The sequence below is a fragment of the Pseudomonas sp. GW821-FHT10C09 genome (assembly GCF_059415465.1).
In genome coordinates, this window is record NZ_JBWKNG010000023.1 from 1 (window position 1) to 14879 (window position 14879).

The window sequence follows — 14879 nt, forward strand, 5'->3', positions numbered from 1 at the left end:
TAACGCGAACGAGGTGATCCTCGGGGATCAACTCTTCCAGCGATACCGGAAACAGGCTGGTCTGGCTGCGGGACTGTCCCTGGATGTAGGCCATAACGAAAAATGCTCCGTATCTTTCGATACGGAGCATTTTCTTCGAGCGCTGCGCAGATTGCTAGGTTTTCACACAGCCTGTTTCGGCGGGTTTTTATGTAACTCAAACGCTGAAACGTCTTAGTTAACCTTAGCGTTCAACTCACCCTTCAAATACCGCTGATACATCCCTTCCAACGAGATCGGCTTGATCTTCGAAGCATTACCGGCAGTACCAAACTGGTTGTAACGGTCGATACACACATCACGCATCGCCGTCACGGTCGCGCCGAAGAACTTACGCGGGTCGAACTCGCTCGGGTTGGTGGCCATCAGGCGACGCATCGCACCGGTGGATGCCAGGCGCAGGTCGGTGTCGATGTTGACCTTGCGCACGCCGTGCTTGATGCCTTCAACGATTTCTTCAACCGGCACGCCGTAGGTTTCTTTGATGTCGCCGCCGTACTGGTTGATGATCGCCAGCCACTCTTGCGGAACCGAAGACGAACCGTGCATCACCAGGTGGGTGTTCGGGATGCGTTTGTGGATTTCTTTAATGCGGTCGATGGCCAGTACGTCGCCGGTAGGCGGCTTGGTGAACTTGTACGCGCCGTGGCTGGTACCGATGGCGATGGCCAGGGCGTCGACTTGGGTGCGTTTGACGAAGTCAGCGGCTTCTTCCGGATCGGTCAGCATTTGGCTGTGATCCAGAACGCCTTCGGCGCCGATGCCGTCTTCTTCACCGGCCATGCCGGTTTCCAGCGAACCCAGGCAGCCCAACTCGCCTTCTACCGAAACGCCGCAAGCGTGAGCCATGGCCACGGTTTGTTGGGTGACACGGACGTTGTAGTCGTAGTCGGTCGGGGTCTTGCCGTCTTCGCCCAGGGAACCGTCCATCATTACCGAGCTGAAGCCCAGCTGGATGGAGCGCTGGCAGACGTCAGGGCTGGTGCCGTGGTCCTGGTGCATGCACACCGGGATGTGCGGGAATTCTTCGATTGCCGCCAGGATCAGGTGGCGCAGGAACGGGGCGCCGGCGTATTTGCGAGCACCGGCCGAAGCCTGGACGATCACCGGAGAGTCAGTCTTGTCAGCGGCTTCCATGATGGCGCGCATCTGCTCAAGGTTGTTGACGTTGAAGGCTGGAACGCCGTAGCCGAACTCGGCTGCGTGGTCCAGCATCTGGCGCATGCTGATAAGTGCCATTGTGTGTGTCTCTCCCGGTTTGGGTCGTTAATCGTGCCAGCCTGCCGTAGCGGCGGCGGCTATTCAAGTTATTGCAGATCGGGGGTTGGTCCGGGCTGCGAATTCGGTGCTGCTCAAATCTCAAGAACCTGCACAGATCCTCTGTGGGAGCGAGCCTGCTCGCGAATGCGGTTTCACATTCAATATTGATGCAAGCTGATCCACCGCTTTCGCGAGCAGGCTCGCTCCCACATTTGGATCTGCTTCCACATTGGATCTGTGGTGTGTCAATTACTGCGCTTTACAACCGCGGCCAATCAAATCATTGGTGGCGACCCAGTAAACCAGGCCTTCCTCACCTTTTACGTGAAACGCCAGCATGTCATTGCTGTACAGCGAACCTTCGGCGCCCGGCTCCTGTTTCAAGCGGTACACCTGATCGGCCCCGCCGAGGCGCACGTCGACTTCCTTGCGGCTGTCGTCGGTGTAGCGCCACAGCACTTTGGCCTGGCTGTCGCAGGTCCAGGTGGTCCAGTTATCCACAGGGGCGGACGACTGAAACAGGTTCAACTGAGCGCAACCGGCCAGCAACGCCAACGCCGTAACGGCGATAAAACCTTTCATCCATGTTCCTCGACTGACAGCGCACGCCGCCAGCCCTGAGTAATGAGTCAGACCCGTCAAGGACAACCATGTTCCTTGGCGGGTGTCTGTGTCTCGTATTTATCCAGGCCATCGGGACCGGAACGCTTGTTGAGCACAGGATTGGTTTCCGCTTGCCAGTCGGCCTGGTAGCAGCCTTTTTCCTGCGACTGCGGCGCGGGCTCCGGCGTGGCTTTCGGGTTACTCCCGCAAGCCGCCAGCATGCCCGCCGCGATCAACAGCGTTAACGTCTTGACCATGTAAACACTCCTTTGCCTGGTCAAATGGGCGGCCTCAGGCCTTGGCCCGGCTTTCCAGGACTTCAACGGCTGGCAACACTTTGCCTTCGACGAATTCGAGGAACGCGCCACCGCCGGTAGAAATGTAGGAGATCTGATCGGCAACGCCATATTTATCGATGGCCGCCAGGGTGTCGCCGCCGCCAGCGATGGAGAACGCCGAGCTTTGCGCAATGGCCTGGGCCAACACTTTGGTGCCGTTGCCAAACTGGTCGAATTCAAACACACCGACCGGGCCGTTCCACAGAATGGTCTTGGACGACTTCAGCAGCTCGGCGAAATTCGCCGCGGTCTGCGGGCCGATGTCCAGGATCATGTCGTCGGCAGCCACGTCAGCGATCAGCTTGACGGTCGCAGTGGCGCTTTCAGCGAATTCCTTGGCAACCACAACGTCCACCGGCAGCGGCACGCTGACTTTGGCAGCGATTTCGCGAGCCGTGTCCAGCAGGTCCGGTTCGTACAGGGACTTGCCGACCGGGTGACCGGCAGCCGCCAGGAAGGTGTTGGCAATGCCGCCGCCGACGATCAGCTGGTTGCAGATCTGGCTCAGGCTGTTCAACACGTCGAGCTTGGTCGAGACCTTGGAGCCGGCAACGATGGCAGCCATTGGCTGGGCCGGGGCGCCGAGGGCTTTGCCCAGTGCGTCCAGCTCGGCAGCCAGCAATGGGCCTGCGGCGGCGACTTTGGCGAACTTGGCCACGCCGTGGGTCGAACCCTCGGCACGGTGAGCGGTGCCGAAGGCGTCCATCACGAACACGTCGCACAGGGCGGCGTATTGCTGGGCCAGTTCGTCAGCGTTCTTTTTCTCGCCTTTGTTGAAGCGTACGTTTTCGAACAGCACGATGTCGCCGGCTTTGACGTCGACGCCCCCCAGATAATCAGCAACCAGCGGCACTTCGCGGCCCAGAGCCTTGCTCAGGTAGTCAGCCACTGGCTTGAGGCTGTTCTCGGCCGAGAATTCGCCTTCGGTCGGACGGCCAAGGTGCGAGCAGACCATCACGGCCGCGCCTTTCTCCAGGGCCAGCTTGATGGTCGGCAGCGAGGCCAGGATTCGCGCATCGCTGGTGACAACACCGTCCTTGACTGGGACGTTGAGGTCTTCGCGAATCAGTACGCGCTTACCTTGCAGATCGAGGTCGGACATCTTCAACACGGTCATGGGTCGCAATTCCTGAGTTACTGTTTTGGAGAAGCTGTTGGAGTAGCTGTTTGCAGATAGTGTTCTGCAACGTCCAGCATTCGGTTGGCAAACCCCCATTCGTTGTCGAACCAGGCCAGGATGTTCACCAGCCGCGGGCCGGAAACTCGGGTCTGACTGGCATCGACGATGGCCGAATGTGGGTCATGGTTAAAATCACAACTGGCGTGAGGCAACTCGGTGTAAGCCAGAAGGCCTTTGAGCGGGCCACTGGTGGCGGCCTCGCGCAGAATCCGGTTGACCTCGGTGGCGTCGGTGTCGCTGACGGTCTGCATCGTAATGTCGAGGCAAGACACGTTAACCGTCGGCACCCGTACGGCTTTGGCCTGAATTCGCCCGGCAAGTTCCGGCAGCAGGCGTTCGATGCCGCGTGCCAGACCGGTGGACACCGGGATCACCGACTGGAACGCCGAGCGGGTACGGCGCAGGTCTTCGTGGTGATAGGCGTCAATCACCGGCTGATCGTTCATCGCCGAGTGAATGGTGGTGATCGACACGTATTCCAGACCGATGGCCTGATCCAGCAGACGCAACAGCGGCACGCCGCAGTTGGTGGTGCAGGACGCGTTGGATACCAACAGCTCGTCGCCGGTCAAGCAATCCTGGTTCACGCCGTAGACGATGGTGGCGTCGACATCCGCCTCGCTGGCCATCGGCTGGGAAAACAGCACACGCGGCGCGCCGGCATCGAGGAAACGCTGGCCATCGGCACGGGTGTGGTAAGCGCCGGAGCACTCCAGCACCAGATCGACGCCCAACGACGCCCAGTCGATGCCTTCGGGGGTGGCACTGCGCAGGACCTTCACGCAGTCGCCATTAATATGCAGACAATCGCCCTCAACCCGCACTTCGCCGGGAAAACGCCCGTGAGTGGAGTCGAAACGTGTCAGGTATTCGATGCTGGCCATGTCAGCCAGATCGTTGATCGCGACAATTTCAAACCCGGCCTTTTCGCCTCGCTCAAACAACGCACGCAAGACGCAACGACCAATCCGGCCGTAGCCGTTGAGTGCAACTTTGTAAGGACGCGGTTGAGGCATGGGGTTCTCGATAGACGCAGTCAGACGAAATCTCGTTAACAACACACCCCCTGTAGGAGCTGGCTTGCCAGCGATTGAGCCATCAGATGCAACATTGCTGTCGACTGAAAAGACGCTTTCGCTGGCAAGCCAGCTCCTACAAGGGATTGCGGTGGTCATGAAACCACCGCGTTGGGCTTAGTCTTCCAGCAGCTCTTCAGCCTGACCCAGGATGTTTTCCAGGGTGAAGCCGAACTCTTCGAACAAGGCAGGCGCAGGCGCCGACTCGCCGTAGGTGGTCATGCCGATTACGCGACCTTCCAGGCCCACGTACTTGTACCAGTAGTCCGCGTGAGCGGCTTCGATGGCGATACGGGCGCTGACCTGCAACGGCAGAACCGCTTGCTTGTAGTCGGCGTCCTGAGCATCGAACACGCTGGTGCAAGGCATCGAGACGACGCGCACTTTGCGACCCTGTTCGGTCAGCTTGTCGTATGCCTGAACGGTCAGGCCGACTTCAGAACCGGTGGAGATCAGGATCAGCTCAGGCTCGCCGTCGCAGTCCTTCAACACGTAACCGCCACGGGCGATGTCGGCGATTTGCAGGGCGTTGCGATCCTGGTGCTGCAGGTTCTGACGCGAGAAGATCAGCGCCGAAGGGCCGTCCTTGCGTTCCAGAGCCAGCTTCCAGCACACGGCCGATTCAACGGCATCGGCCGGGCGCCAGGTGTCGAGGTTCGGCGTGCTGCGCAGGCTGGTCAGTTGCTCGATTGGCTGGTGAGTCGGGCCGTCTTCGCCCAGACCGATGGAGTCATGGGTGTAGACGAACACCACGCGCTTCTTCATCAGCGAAGCCATGCGTACCGCGTTGCGTGCGTATTCCATGAACATCAGGAAGGTCGCGCCGTAAGGCACCAGACCGCCGTGCAGAGCCACGCCGTTCATGATCGCGCTCATGCCGAATTCGCGAACGCCGTAGTACATGTAGTTGCCGCTGGCGTCTTCAGCCGTAACACCTTTGCAGCCTTTCCACAGGGTCAGGTTGGAACCGGCGAGGTCAGCGGAGCCGCCCAGCAGTTCAGGCAACAGCGGGCCGTAGGCGTTCAGTGCGTTCTGGCTGGCTTTACGGCTGGCGATGGTTTCGCCCTTGGCCGCGACTTCAGCGATATAAGCAGAAGCTTTTTCCGCGAAGTCAGCCGGCAGCTCGCCGCTCAGGCGACGCACCAGTTCGTTGGCCAGCTCAGGGAATGCAGCGGAGTAAGCAGCGAAACGCTGATCCCACTCGGCTTCGGCCGCTTTACCGGCTTCCTTGGCGTCCCACTCGGCGTAGATGTCAGCCGGGATTTCGAACGGACCGTGGTTCCATTTCAGAGCCGCGCGGGTCAGGGCGATTTCCGCGTCACCCAACGGGGCGCCGTGGCAGTCTTCTTTGCCTTGCTTGTTCGGCGAACCGAAACCGATGGTGGTCTTGCAGCAGATCAGGGTTGGCTGATCGCTTTTGCGCGCGGTTTCGATCGCGGTCTTGATCTCTTCCGGGTCATGACCGTCGACGTTGCGGATCACCTGCCAGTTGTAGGCTTCGAAACGCTTAGGGGTGTCGTCGGTGAACCAGCCTTCGACTTCGCCGTCGATGGAGATGCCGTTGTCATCATAGAACGCGATCAGCTTGCCCAGGCCCAAAGTACCGGCCAGGGAGCCGACTTCGTGGGAAATGCCTTCCATCATGCAGCCATCACCCAGGAACACGTAGGTGTGATGGTCGACAACGTTGTGGCCAGGACGGTTGAACTGCGCCGCCAGGACTTTTTCAGCCAGGGCAAAACCTACGGCGTTCGCCAGGCCTTGGCCCAGTGGACCGGTGGTGGTTTCAACGCCTGGGGTGTAGCCGAATTCCGGGTGACCCGGGGTACGGCTGTGCAGCTGGCGGAAGTTTTTCAGGTCATCGATCGACAGGTCGTAGCCGGTCAGGTGCAGCAGCGAGTAGATCAACATCGAGCCGTGGCCGTTGGACAGCACGAAGCGGTCACGGTCAGCGAACGATGGATTGCTCGGGTTGTGCTTCAGGTAGTCACGCCAAAGTACTTCGGCGATATCCGCCATACCCATAGGGGCACCGGGATGGCCGCTGTTGGCTTTTTGCACGGCATCCATGCTGAGGGCACGAATGGCGTTGGCACGCTCACGACGGCTGGGCATCGCTGTTCTCCTGCGGATATTGAATCGAGAGTGAATAAAACGAATCGGAAAAAAGGCGAGCATTTTCCCTCACCGGGCCGCCTCGGGGCAATGACAGATAGTCATCTGGAGGCGTTTTTCCATGTGATAACGGCGGTTTCGACGGGTGAAACCTTTCCGCTGTCCGTTTGTTGACAGAACCTAACGTCGAGAAGTGCCATCTATCGAGCAATATCAAAACTTTTTGATATTGCTCTTGCAGTGATTTCGACCCGTCACTAGACTGCTGGCCTTATGAATTTACGCGTGCCTTCCATTCAACATGACGATTGCGACGAGCTGGCGGCCCTCTGCAAGGCCGGCGGCGACCCTCTGCGTCTGAATGTATTGCGCGCACTGGCCAACGATTCGTTCGGTGTGCTGGAACTGGCGCAGATCTTTGGCATCGGCCAGTCCGGCATGAGTCACCACCTCAAGGTATTGGCCCAGGCCGACCTGGTGGCGACCCGCCGTGAAGGCAACGCGATTTTCTACCGTCGCGCCCTGCCCCACACCGACCTGCTGGGCGGCAAGCTGCACGCTGCGTTGCTGGAAGAAGTGGACAACCTGACCCTGCCGGCTGATGTGCAGTCGCGGATCGGTCAGGTGCACGGGCAACGAGCGGCGGCCAGCCAGGACTTTTTCTCACGGGTTGCGGAGAAATTTCGCGCCCAGCAAGACTTGATCGCCGGCCTGCCGCAGTACCGCGAAAGCGTGGTGGCCTTGCTCGACAAGCTGGGTTTCGGCAAGGGTGCCACGGCCATTGAAGTCGGCCCCGGTGACGGCGAGTTTCTGCCGGAACTGGCGCGCCGCTTTACTGAAGTCACCGCGCTGGACAACAGCCCGGCGATGCTCGAACTGGCACGCCAGGTCTGCGAACGTGAAAAGCTGGCTAACGTCAGCCTGCAATTGGCCGATGCATTGAACGGTGTCAGTCTTCAGGCCGACTGCGTTGTACTGAACATGGTATTGCACCATTTCGCCGCGCCGGCCGAAGCGCTCAAGCACATGGCCGACTTGCTGCAACCGGGCGGTAGCCTGCTCGTGACAGAGTTATGTAGCCACAACCAGAGTTGGGCCAGGGAGGCCTGCGGTGATCTCTGGTTGGGGTTTGAACAGGACGATTTGGCCCGTTGGGCCACCGCTGCGGGACTCGTTCCCGGGGAAAGCCTCTATGTAGGCTTACGTAATGGTTTCCAGATCCAGGTCCGCCATTTTCAGCGACCGGCTGGCGACACTCACCATCGGTAAATTCAGGAAAACATCGAGATGAGCGAATACTCCCTCTTCACCTCCGAGTCCGTGTCTGAAGGACATCCGGACAAAATCGCCGACCAGATTTCCGATGCGGTGCTGGACGCCATCATTGCTGAAGACAAGTTCGCCCGTGTGGCGTGCGAGACTCTGGTAAAGACCGGCGTTGCAATCATCGCCGGTGAAGTGACCACGTCGGCCTGGGTCGATCTGGAAGAAATCGTGCGTAACGTGATTCTGGACATCGGCTACAACAGCTCCGATGTCGGCTTCGACGGCGCCACTTGCGGTGTGATGAACATCATCGGCAAGCAGTCCCCAGACATCAACCAGGGTGTTGACCGTGCCAAGCCTGAAGATCAGGGTGCCGGCGACCAAGGCCTGATGTTCGGCTACGCGAGCAACGAAACCGACGTGCTGATGCCAGCACCGATCACCTTCTCGCATCAACTGGTTCAGCGCCAGGCCGAAGCCCGTAAATCCGGCCTGCTGCCTTGGCTGCGCCCGGACGCCAAGTCGCAAGTGACTTGCCGTTACGAAGGCGGCAAGGTTGTTGGTATCGACGCCGTTGTTCTGTCGACCCAGCACAACCCTGAAGTGTCGTACAAAGACCTGCGCGAAGGCGTGATGGAGCTGATCGTCAAGCACGTACTGCCTGCCGAACTGCTGACCAAAGACACCCAGTTCCACATCAACCCGACTGGCCAGTTCATCATCGGTGGCCCGGTTGGCGACTGCGGCCTGACCGGTCGCAAGATCATCGTCGACAGCTACGGCGGCATGGCTCGCCATGGTGGCGGCGCGTTCTCCGGTAAAGATCCATCGAAAGTTGACCGTTCGGCTGCCTACGCCGGTCGTTACGTGGCCAAGAACATCGTGGCTGCCGGCCTGGCCGAGCGCTGCGAGATTCAGGTTTCCTACGCGATCGGTGTTGCCCAGCCTACGTCGATCTCGTTGAACACCTTCGGCACCGGCAAAATCAGCGACGACAAAATCGTCAAACTGGTTCGCGAAGTGTTCGACCTGCGTCCATACGCAATCACCACCATGCTCGACCTGCTGCACCCGATGTACCAGGAAACCGCAGCGTACGGCCACTTCGGTCGCACCCCGGCGACCAAGACCGTGGGCGAAGACACCTTCACCACGTTCACCTGGGAAAAAACCGACCGCGCCGACGACCTGCGTCTGGCTGCCGGTTTGTAAGACTTTCCCGGCGGTACCAAAAGCCCTGCACGGTTCGCCGTGCGGGGTTTTTTATTGGGTTTCACTTTGGACCGTGGCGCGCCCTTCGCGAGCAGGCTCGCTCCCACAGGGTTTTGTGCACGCCACAGATCTAATGTGGGAGCGAGCCTGCTCGCGAAGAGGCCCGTCCAGTCACACCTGAAACACCAGGCAAAACACCCACCCTTCCCGCCCGAAAATTTTGACTAGCCTTCAAGCACCCCACCTGAGCAAGGACGCTCACGATGCTTCTGCGCCTGTTTTCCGCTGTCTTCCTGACCTGGTTTTGCCTGAACTCAAAAGCAGCCGAGTGCCCCGACTGGTCACCCTCCCGCGCCCTCGACGAAATCACCGCCCTGCAACATCAAATCGACGTGTGGGACGACGACTACCACCGGGGTGGACGCTCACTGGTCGCCGACGAAATCTACGACCAGTCCCGCGCACAATTAATCGAATGGCGCGAATGCTTTGGCTTGGCTCTCACGCCCGAACCCTTGCGTACTGCCGCTGGCAAGATCACCCACCCCATCGCCCACACCGGCCTCGACAAACTCCCCGATGGCCAGGCGGTGGAAAGCTGGCTGCGTGATCGCGAAGACATATGGATACAACCCAAAGTCGATGGCGTGGCCGTGACGCTGACCTACCGCAACGGCGTGCTGCATCAGGCGATCAGCCGTGGCGACGGCGTCAATGGCCAGGACTGGACGGCCTCGGCGCGTCTGATTCCTGGCATCCCCCGACAACTCGCGCAACCTGTGGACATGCTGGTGCAAGGCGAACTCTATTGGCAGCTGACCGACCACGTACAAGCCATGGCCGGAAGCCAAAATGCCCGTTCCACCGTGGCCGGTCTGATGACGCGCAAGGTGCTCGCTCCTGAACAAGCCGCCGGTATCGGATTGTTTGTCTGGGACTGGCCCCAAGGCCCGACGAATTTGCCCGAGCGAATAGCGGCTCTGGATAAGTTGGGGCTCCCTAGCACTTTGCCCTACAGCCAACCGGTCAGGACAATGGCCGATGCGCAACGCTGGCGTGATCACTGGTATCGCTCGCCGCTCCCATTTGCCACTGACGGTGTTGTCCTGCGCCAAAGCCAGCGACCTTCGGCGCAACGTTGGCGAGCGAAATCACCCCACTGGGCCATCGCCTGGAAATACCCTTTCGCACAGGTACTGGCCGAGGTGCGAACAGTCGACTTCAAGGTCGGGCGCACCGGACGAATTACACCGGTACTGAACCTGAAACCGGTGACACTCGATGACCGGCAGATCAAACGCGTGAGCGTCAGCTCCCTGCAGCGCTGGGAGAAACTGGACATCCGCCCCGGCGATCAGGTGTCCATCAGCCTGGCCGGACTGACCATTCCCAGACTCGACAGCGTTGTGCATCGCAGCACCGAACGCCCCGAGCTGAAGATTCCGCTGACGGCCGATTACCATCATTTGAGTTGCTGGCAGCCGACGCCGGGATGTGAAAGCCAATTCCTCGCACGACTGGCGTGGCTCAGCGGCAAGCAGGGGCTGGCCTTGCCTCATGTTGGCCCCGGCACCTGGGAGAAACTTTTAGAAACAGGCCGTCTGAACAGCCTTCTGGATTGGTTGACCTTCGACGCTCAAGAGCTTGCTACCATTAACGGCTTCGGCGAACGCAGCAGTGCTCGTCTTTTAAACAGTTTCAACAGTGCTCGACAGCGCCCCTTCAGTCGTTGGCTGAAAGCCTTGGGTTTACCACCGACGGGGCAGGCGCAGCTTGCCGACTCATGGCAGGCACTGGCGAACCGAAACACCGAACAATGGCAGGCTGAAGCCGGTATCGGCCCGGGACGCGCGGCGCAATTGAGCGCGTTTTTTCGCGACCCGCAGGTCCTGGCCTTGAGTGAAACATTACGGGTTGCCGGGATTGACGGTTTCTAGAGACCGGCAATCCACTGCAGCCGGGAACCCCCAGAGGCAGATGCGCTCAAACGCCCATCGCCACACTGACCTGCTTGCCTTTGTACATGGAGCTTTTATGAAATTTCTTTCACCGCTCGCCCTGTTGACCCTTTGCAGCGTGCTGGCCGCTCCACTGATGGCGGCTGAAGAAGCCCCGGAACTGACCGGCTGCGCTGCCAAGAAGCAGGGCATCATCAACCAGATCGAACTGGCCAAGTCACACGGCAACGCCGATCAGCAAGCTGGCCTGGAAACCGCCTTGAGCGAAGTCACGGCGCATTGCACCGACGCCTCGCTGAAGAAAGAACGGGAAAACAAAGTCCTCGACGCCAAGCATGAAGTCAGCAAACGCCAGGCCGACCTCGACAGCGCCATGAAAAAAGGCGACCCCGACAAGATCAACAAACGCAAAGACAAACTCGCCGAGTCCCGCAAGGAATTGCAGGACGCGCTCGACGAGCTGGATAAGTAAAAGTCAGTTCAGGACTCAATGATCCCGAAACTGTTTATGGCAAGCACTGCAGGCATCTTCGACTTTCTGCACCGCCGGCCCCAGGTTGCTGGCCTTGTAAGGTTGAACCTGGCTGGCGATCACCAATTCACCGGTGGCGGCTTCAAGGTTGCGGGACATTTCCTGAAAACGTGCCTGCTGTTGCCAGACAGTGTCCTTGGCGCTGGTGTGATCTTCTTCGCGCACCTGCGGAAAATGTTTCCACGGCTCATGGGACAGCGCATCGAGTTTTACGGCGCCGTCGGCGAATTTCTGACCATCGAACGGAATGCGGCCACGCAGCATGCCGCCCAGGTCTTCGCCGGTCTTGAGCATCTGTTTGAAGATCGCCTTGCGTTGACCCAGCGGCGAATTCGGGTCGACGCCGCCGCAAGCGGACAACGTCAGGCAGGCCAGCAATACAACAGAAAGTCTTTTAAGAGTCATGGTGGCTTCAGGTCACGGGAAACGGCGGCCAGTATCCTCGCGTCATCGACAAAGACCAATAGCCCTATTATCAATACGGGTTGTTTGAGCGCATGGAGCACTCAGGCGACCGGCAAAGGAATTACTCCATGAACAGCCGTTTCAAGGCATGGCGTCACCACCTCGCGTGGACTCTTCCAATGGTGGCCGTTCTCGCCGGCTGCACCGGCGGCGATAACAACAAACCAAAAACCCACGCACTGGCCACCTATTCCAGCGCCACCTGGGAAGCACTGCCGGCGGTGTCCGACAGCGATCTGGTCGCCGGCTTCGGTTCGTGGCGCAGCGCGTGCAATCGACTCAAGGCCGACCCGGTCTGGGGCGCGACCTGCACCGCCTCCGCCAACGTGCCGCAAACCGCCACGGATATTCGCGCCTTCCTGAAACAGAACCTGGACGTCTACGGCCTCCGTGCCGCCAATGACAACCCCAACGGCTTGATCACCGGCTATTACGAACCGGTCTACCCCGGCAGCCTGACGCAAACCACAGCGGCGAACATCCCGGTGTACGGCGTGCCCGAAGACATGATCATCGTCTCGCTGGACAGCCTCTACCCGGAACTCAAGGGCAAACGCCTGCGCGGTCGACTGGAAGGGCGAGTGCTCAAGCCCTATGACGATGCGGCAACCATTGAGACCAAAGGGGTCAAGGCCCCGGTGGTGGCCTGGCTGACTGACCCGATGAACCTGCAATTCCTGCAAATCCAGGGCTCAGGGCGGATTCAGCTCGATAGCGGTCAGCAGCTGCGCATCGCTTACGCCGACCAGAACGGCCACCCGTACCGGCCTATCGGCCGCTGGCTGGTGGAGCAAGGCGAGCTGAAGAAAGAAGACGTGACCATGGGCGCGATCAGCAATTGGGCCAAGGCCAACCCGACGCGGATTCCCGAGCTGCTCGGCAGCAACCCCAGCTATGTGTTTTTCACCCGTAACCCGGATAGCAACGAAGGGCCGCGCGGCTCGTTGAACGTGCCGCTCACTGCCGGCTATAGCGCAGCGGTTGACCGCAAAGTGATTCCGCTCGGCAGTCTGTTGTGGTTATCGACCACCAAACCGGATGGCACTGCACTGGTTCGTCCAGTGGCCGCTCAAGATACCGGCGGCGCGATTGCTGGCGAAGTGCGTGCGGATCTGTTCTGGGGCACAGGCGAGGCGGCCGGGCAATTGGCCGGGGATATGAAGCAGCAGGGGCAGATCTGGATGTTGTGGCCTAAAGGTGCGGCGTTGCCGCAGGTGCCTCAGGTGGCTGATGCGGCGAACACCAAACCCTGAGATTTGCATGGGCAGTTAAATAGCTATCGCGAGCAGGCTCGCTCCCACAGTGGATCTTCGGTGAATACAAAATGTGTGACCGAACACAGTCCAGTGTGGGAGCGAGCCTGCTCGCGAAGGGGTCGGCAAAACTACCAAAGCTCTATCAGACCGAAACCACAAAGAAACTCACAATCAACCCCATCCCCACAAACCACACCAACGACCGCAATACCGCCCAATCCGCCAGGTAGCAAATGATGTACAGCAACCGGCTGGTGATGAACAACACCGACAGCACATTGATCGTTACCAACTCGGCATTGCCGGCCAGATGCGCCACGATCACCGCTGCCGCGAACGCCGGGGTCACTTCAAAACTGTTCAGTTGCGCAGCATGCGCGCGTCGACCCAAACCATTAAGTGACTCGAGAAAATCCCGGGGATCATGGTTGTCCTTCAGCCCATACCCGCCACTGGCCTTGGCAATCGCCGTGCAGACATAGGGCAGGAAAATCGCGATCAAAATGCACCACAGCGCAACTGTCATAAAGCAGTCCTTTCTTCAGTTTGGAAATTCGGGTTTCGGTTAAAACTTCATCACCAGGATGCCGATCAGCACCAGCCCACAGGCTAAGAGCCGTGGCCGCCCGAAAGGTTCTTTCAGGTAGCGCATGCCGAACAACACCACCAAGATCACGCTGATCTCACGCAACGCCGCCGCTTCGGCGATCGAGCCCAGCTGCATGGCCCACAGCACCAGAGCGTAGCTGAACAACACGCAAAACCCGACCGCCAACCCCAGCCGCCATTGCTCCCGCCAAAACAGCTTGAATGCCGGCCGCTTGCGCACCAGCGCCAGCAACGGAAATGGCCAGGCACTGAGCAACGTGACCCAGACCAGATAATCGAGCGGGTGTGACCAGCGCCGCAACGCCTGGCCGTCGATGAAGGTGTAGCAGCCAATGCACAGACCGATCAGCGCCACCACCGGCAGCATCGACCACGGCAAACGTGCGCCGCCACCGCCCTGCCACAGCAGGCACAGCATGCCGAACGGGATCAGCAGGATTCCGAAGATCTGCTGATTCGTCAGCACTTCCCCGGCAAAGATCAGGGTCAGGGCCAGCACCACCAACGGCGACAACCCGCGCATCAACGGATAGACCAGCCCCAGGTCACCGACCCGATAGGCCTGAATCAGCAGATAGCGATACAGCAATTCGAACGCCGCCGAGGCCAGGATCCACGGCCAGATTTCAATGGGCGGCACGTTCACAAACGGCAACATCACGGCGACAAACAACATCGCCACGCTGTCCATGCAGGCCACCACCAACAAGCGCTCCGCACTGAATTTGATCAGGGTATTCCACGCCGCATGCAACAGCGCCGCGACTAACACCAGTGCTGTTGCAAGCACGGCACACTCCTTTATTTTTTTGTTCCCGGCGGAAAGCGCCCAGATATTTGATTCGTGATATGTCAGCAGCTGTTTATACTGCAAGCGACCACGCCGCACTCAGTTGCGCACAGACTAATTCCAATAATTTCTGTCCATGCCCGCTCTCCCCGAGAACGGTCGTCGGCATGCGTATGCCTG

General features: G+C 59.6%; 14 protein-coding genes. 5 read left to right on the top strand and 9 right to left on the bottom strand.

Going from position 1 to position 14879, the window contains the following annotated elements:
- Positions 1-213: 213 nt before the first annotated feature.
- From fba to tkt, 6 genes are all read right to left on the bottom strand, one after another.
- A complete protein-coding gene (fba, locus tag AC07N8_RS22435) occupies positions 214-1278 on the bottom strand; it encodes a class II fructose-bisphosphate aldolase (protein ID WP_007945427.1) in 1065 nt (354 codons plus the stop codon).
- Positions 1279-1548: 270 nt separating this feature from the next.
- Positions 1549-1881: an MliC family protein gene (locus AC07N8_RS22440; protein ID WP_027926618.1), complete on the bottom strand. Its 333-nt coding sequence runs from the start codon at positions 1879-1881 to the stop codon at positions 1549-1551.
- A 56-nt stretch (positions 1882-1937) separates the two neighbouring features.
- Complete coding sequence (locus AC07N8_RS22445) at positions 1938-2159, bottom strand: hypothetical protein (protein WP_027926617.1); 222 nt, start codon at positions 2157-2159, stop codon at positions 1938-1940.
- A 34-nt stretch (positions 2160-2193) separates the two neighbouring features.
- Complete coding sequence (locus tag AC07N8_RS22450; protein ID WP_483843422.1) at positions 2194-3357, bottom strand: phosphoglycerate kinase; 1164 nt, start codon at positions 3355-3357, stop codon at positions 2194-2196.
- Positions 3358-3374: 17 nt separating this feature from the next.
- Positions 3375-4436, bottom strand: coding sequence for an erythrose-4-phosphate dehydrogenase (gene epd, locus AC07N8_RS22455; protein ID WP_140671175.1), 1062 nt, complete (start codon positions 4434-4436; stop codon positions 3375-3377).
- 177 nt (positions 4437-4613) lie between these two features.
- The gene (gene tkt, locus AC07N8_RS22460; protein WP_483843421.1) at positions 4614-6611 is read right to left on the bottom strand and encodes a transketolase; all 1998 of its coding nucleotides are present in this window, start codon (positions 6609-6611) and stop codon (positions 4614-4616) included.
- A 273-nt stretch (positions 6612-6884) separates the two neighbouring features.
- Here tkt and AC07N8_RS22465 point away from each other — a divergent pair, with 273 nt between their 5' ends.
- The 4 genes from AC07N8_RS22465 (at position 6885) to AC07N8_RS22480 (ending at position 11519) form a co-directional block, all read left to right on the top strand.
- Positions 6885-7880, top strand: coding sequence for an ArsR/SmtB family transcription factor (locus AC07N8_RS22465; protein ID WP_483843420.1), 996 nt, complete (start codon positions 6885-6887; stop codon positions 7878-7880).
- Positions 7881-7898: 18 nt separating this feature from the next.
- Positions 7899-9089 (top strand): methionine adenosyltransferase, encoded by a 1191-nt coding sequence (gene metK / locus AC07N8_RS22470; RefSeq protein WP_123434685.1) that lies wholly within the window; start codon positions 7899-7901, stop codon positions 9087-9089.
- Between the two features lie 263 nt (positions 9090-9352).
- A complete protein-coding gene (ligB, locus tag AC07N8_RS22475) occupies positions 9353-11026 on the top strand; it encodes an NAD-dependent DNA ligase LigB (RefSeq protein WP_493145887.1) in 1674 nt (557 codons plus the stop codon).
- 97 nt (positions 11027-11123) lie between these two features.
- On the top strand, positions 11124-11519 hold the full coding sequence (locus AC07N8_RS22480) for a DUF1090 domain-containing protein (RefSeq protein ID WP_027926610.1): 396 nt from the start codon (positions 11124-11126) through the stop codon (positions 11517-11519).
- A 15-nt stretch (positions 11520-11534) separates the two neighbouring features.
- Here the strand turns inward: AC07N8_RS22480 and AC07N8_RS22485 are convergent, their stop codons facing one another.
- Complete coding sequence (locus AC07N8_RS22485; RefSeq protein WP_123434688.1) at positions 11535-11984, bottom strand: c-type cytochrome; 450 nt, start codon at positions 11982-11984, stop codon at positions 11535-11537.
- Positions 11985-12112: 128 nt separating this feature from the next.
- On the opposite strand from AC07N8_RS22485, the gene mltA reads away from it, so the two are divergent.
- Positions 12113-13297 (top strand): murein transglycosylase A, encoded by a 1185-nt coding sequence (mltA, locus tag AC07N8_RS22490; RefSeq protein ID WP_493145888.1) that lies wholly within the window; start codon positions 12113-12115, stop codon positions 13295-13297.
- A 145-nt stretch (positions 13298-13442) separates the two neighbouring features.
- Here mltA and AC07N8_RS22495 read toward each other — a convergent pair whose 3' ends face one another.
- Positions 13443-13826 carry an MAPEG family protein gene (locus AC07N8_RS22495; protein WP_483843416.1) on the bottom strand — a complete coding sequence of 128 codons (384 nt, stop codon included), beginning with the start codon at positions 13824-13826 and terminating at the stop codon, positions 13443-13445.
- Between the two features lie 39 nt (positions 13827-13865).
- Positions 13866-14699, bottom strand: a complete 834-nt coding sequence (locus AC07N8_RS22500) for an EamA family transporter (protein WP_493145889.1) — start codon at positions 14697-14699, stop codon at positions 13866-13868.
- Positions 14700-14879: the final 180 nt, after the last annotated feature.

Bases quoted from the DNA above. Each gene is read 5' to 3' on its own strand.
- AC07N8_RS22445 (WP_027926617.1), bottom strand. From the start codon at position 2,159: ATGGTCAAGACGTTAACGCTGTTGATCGCGGCGGGCATGCTGGCGGCT.
- AC07N8_RS22485 (WP_123434688.1), bottom strand. From the start codon at position 11,984: ATGACTCTTAAAAGACTTTCTGTTGTATTGCTGGCCTGCCTGACGTTG.
- metK (WP_123434685.1), top strand. From the start codon at position 7,899: ATGAGCGAATACTCCCTCTTCACCTCCGAGTCCGTGTCTGAAGGACAT.
- mltA (WP_493145888.1), top strand. From the start codon at position 12,113: ATGAACAGCCGTTTCAAGGCATGGCGTCACCACCTCGCGTGGACTCTT.
- AC07N8_RS22495 (WP_483843416.1), bottom strand. From the start codon at position 13,826: ATGACAGTTGCGCTGTGGTGCATTTTGATCGCGATTTTCCTGCCCTAT.
- epd (WP_140671175.1), bottom strand. From the start codon at position 4,436: ATGCCTCAACCGCGTCCTTACAAAGTTGCACTCAACGGCTACGGCCGG.
- AC07N8_RS22450 (WP_483843422.1), bottom strand. From the start codon at position 3,357: ATGACCGTGTTGAAGATGTCCGACCTCGATCTGCAAGGTAAGCGCGTA.
- ligB (WP_493145887.1), top strand. From the start codon at position 9,353: ATGCTTCTGCGCCTGTTTTCCGCTGTCTTCCTGACCTGGTTTTGCCTG.
- AC07N8_RS22480 (WP_027926610.1), top strand. From the start codon at position 11,124: ATGAAATTTCTTTCACCGCTCGCCCTGTTGACCCTTTGCAGCGTGCTG.
- AC07N8_RS22465 (WP_483843420.1), top strand. From the start codon at position 6,885: ATGAATTTACGCGTGCCTTCCATTCAACATGACGATTGCGACGAGCTG.
- AC07N8_RS22440 (WP_027926618.1), bottom strand. From the start codon at position 1,881: ATGAAAGGTTTTATCGCCGTTACGGCGTTGGCGTTGCTGGCCGGTTGC.
- tkt (WP_483843421.1), bottom strand. From the start codon at position 6,611: ATGCCCAGCCGTCGTGAGCGTGCCAACGCCATTCGTGCCCTCAGCATG.
- fba (WP_007945427.1), bottom strand. From the start codon at position 1,278: ATGGCACTTATCAGCATGCGCCAGATGCTGGACCACGCAGCCGAGTTC.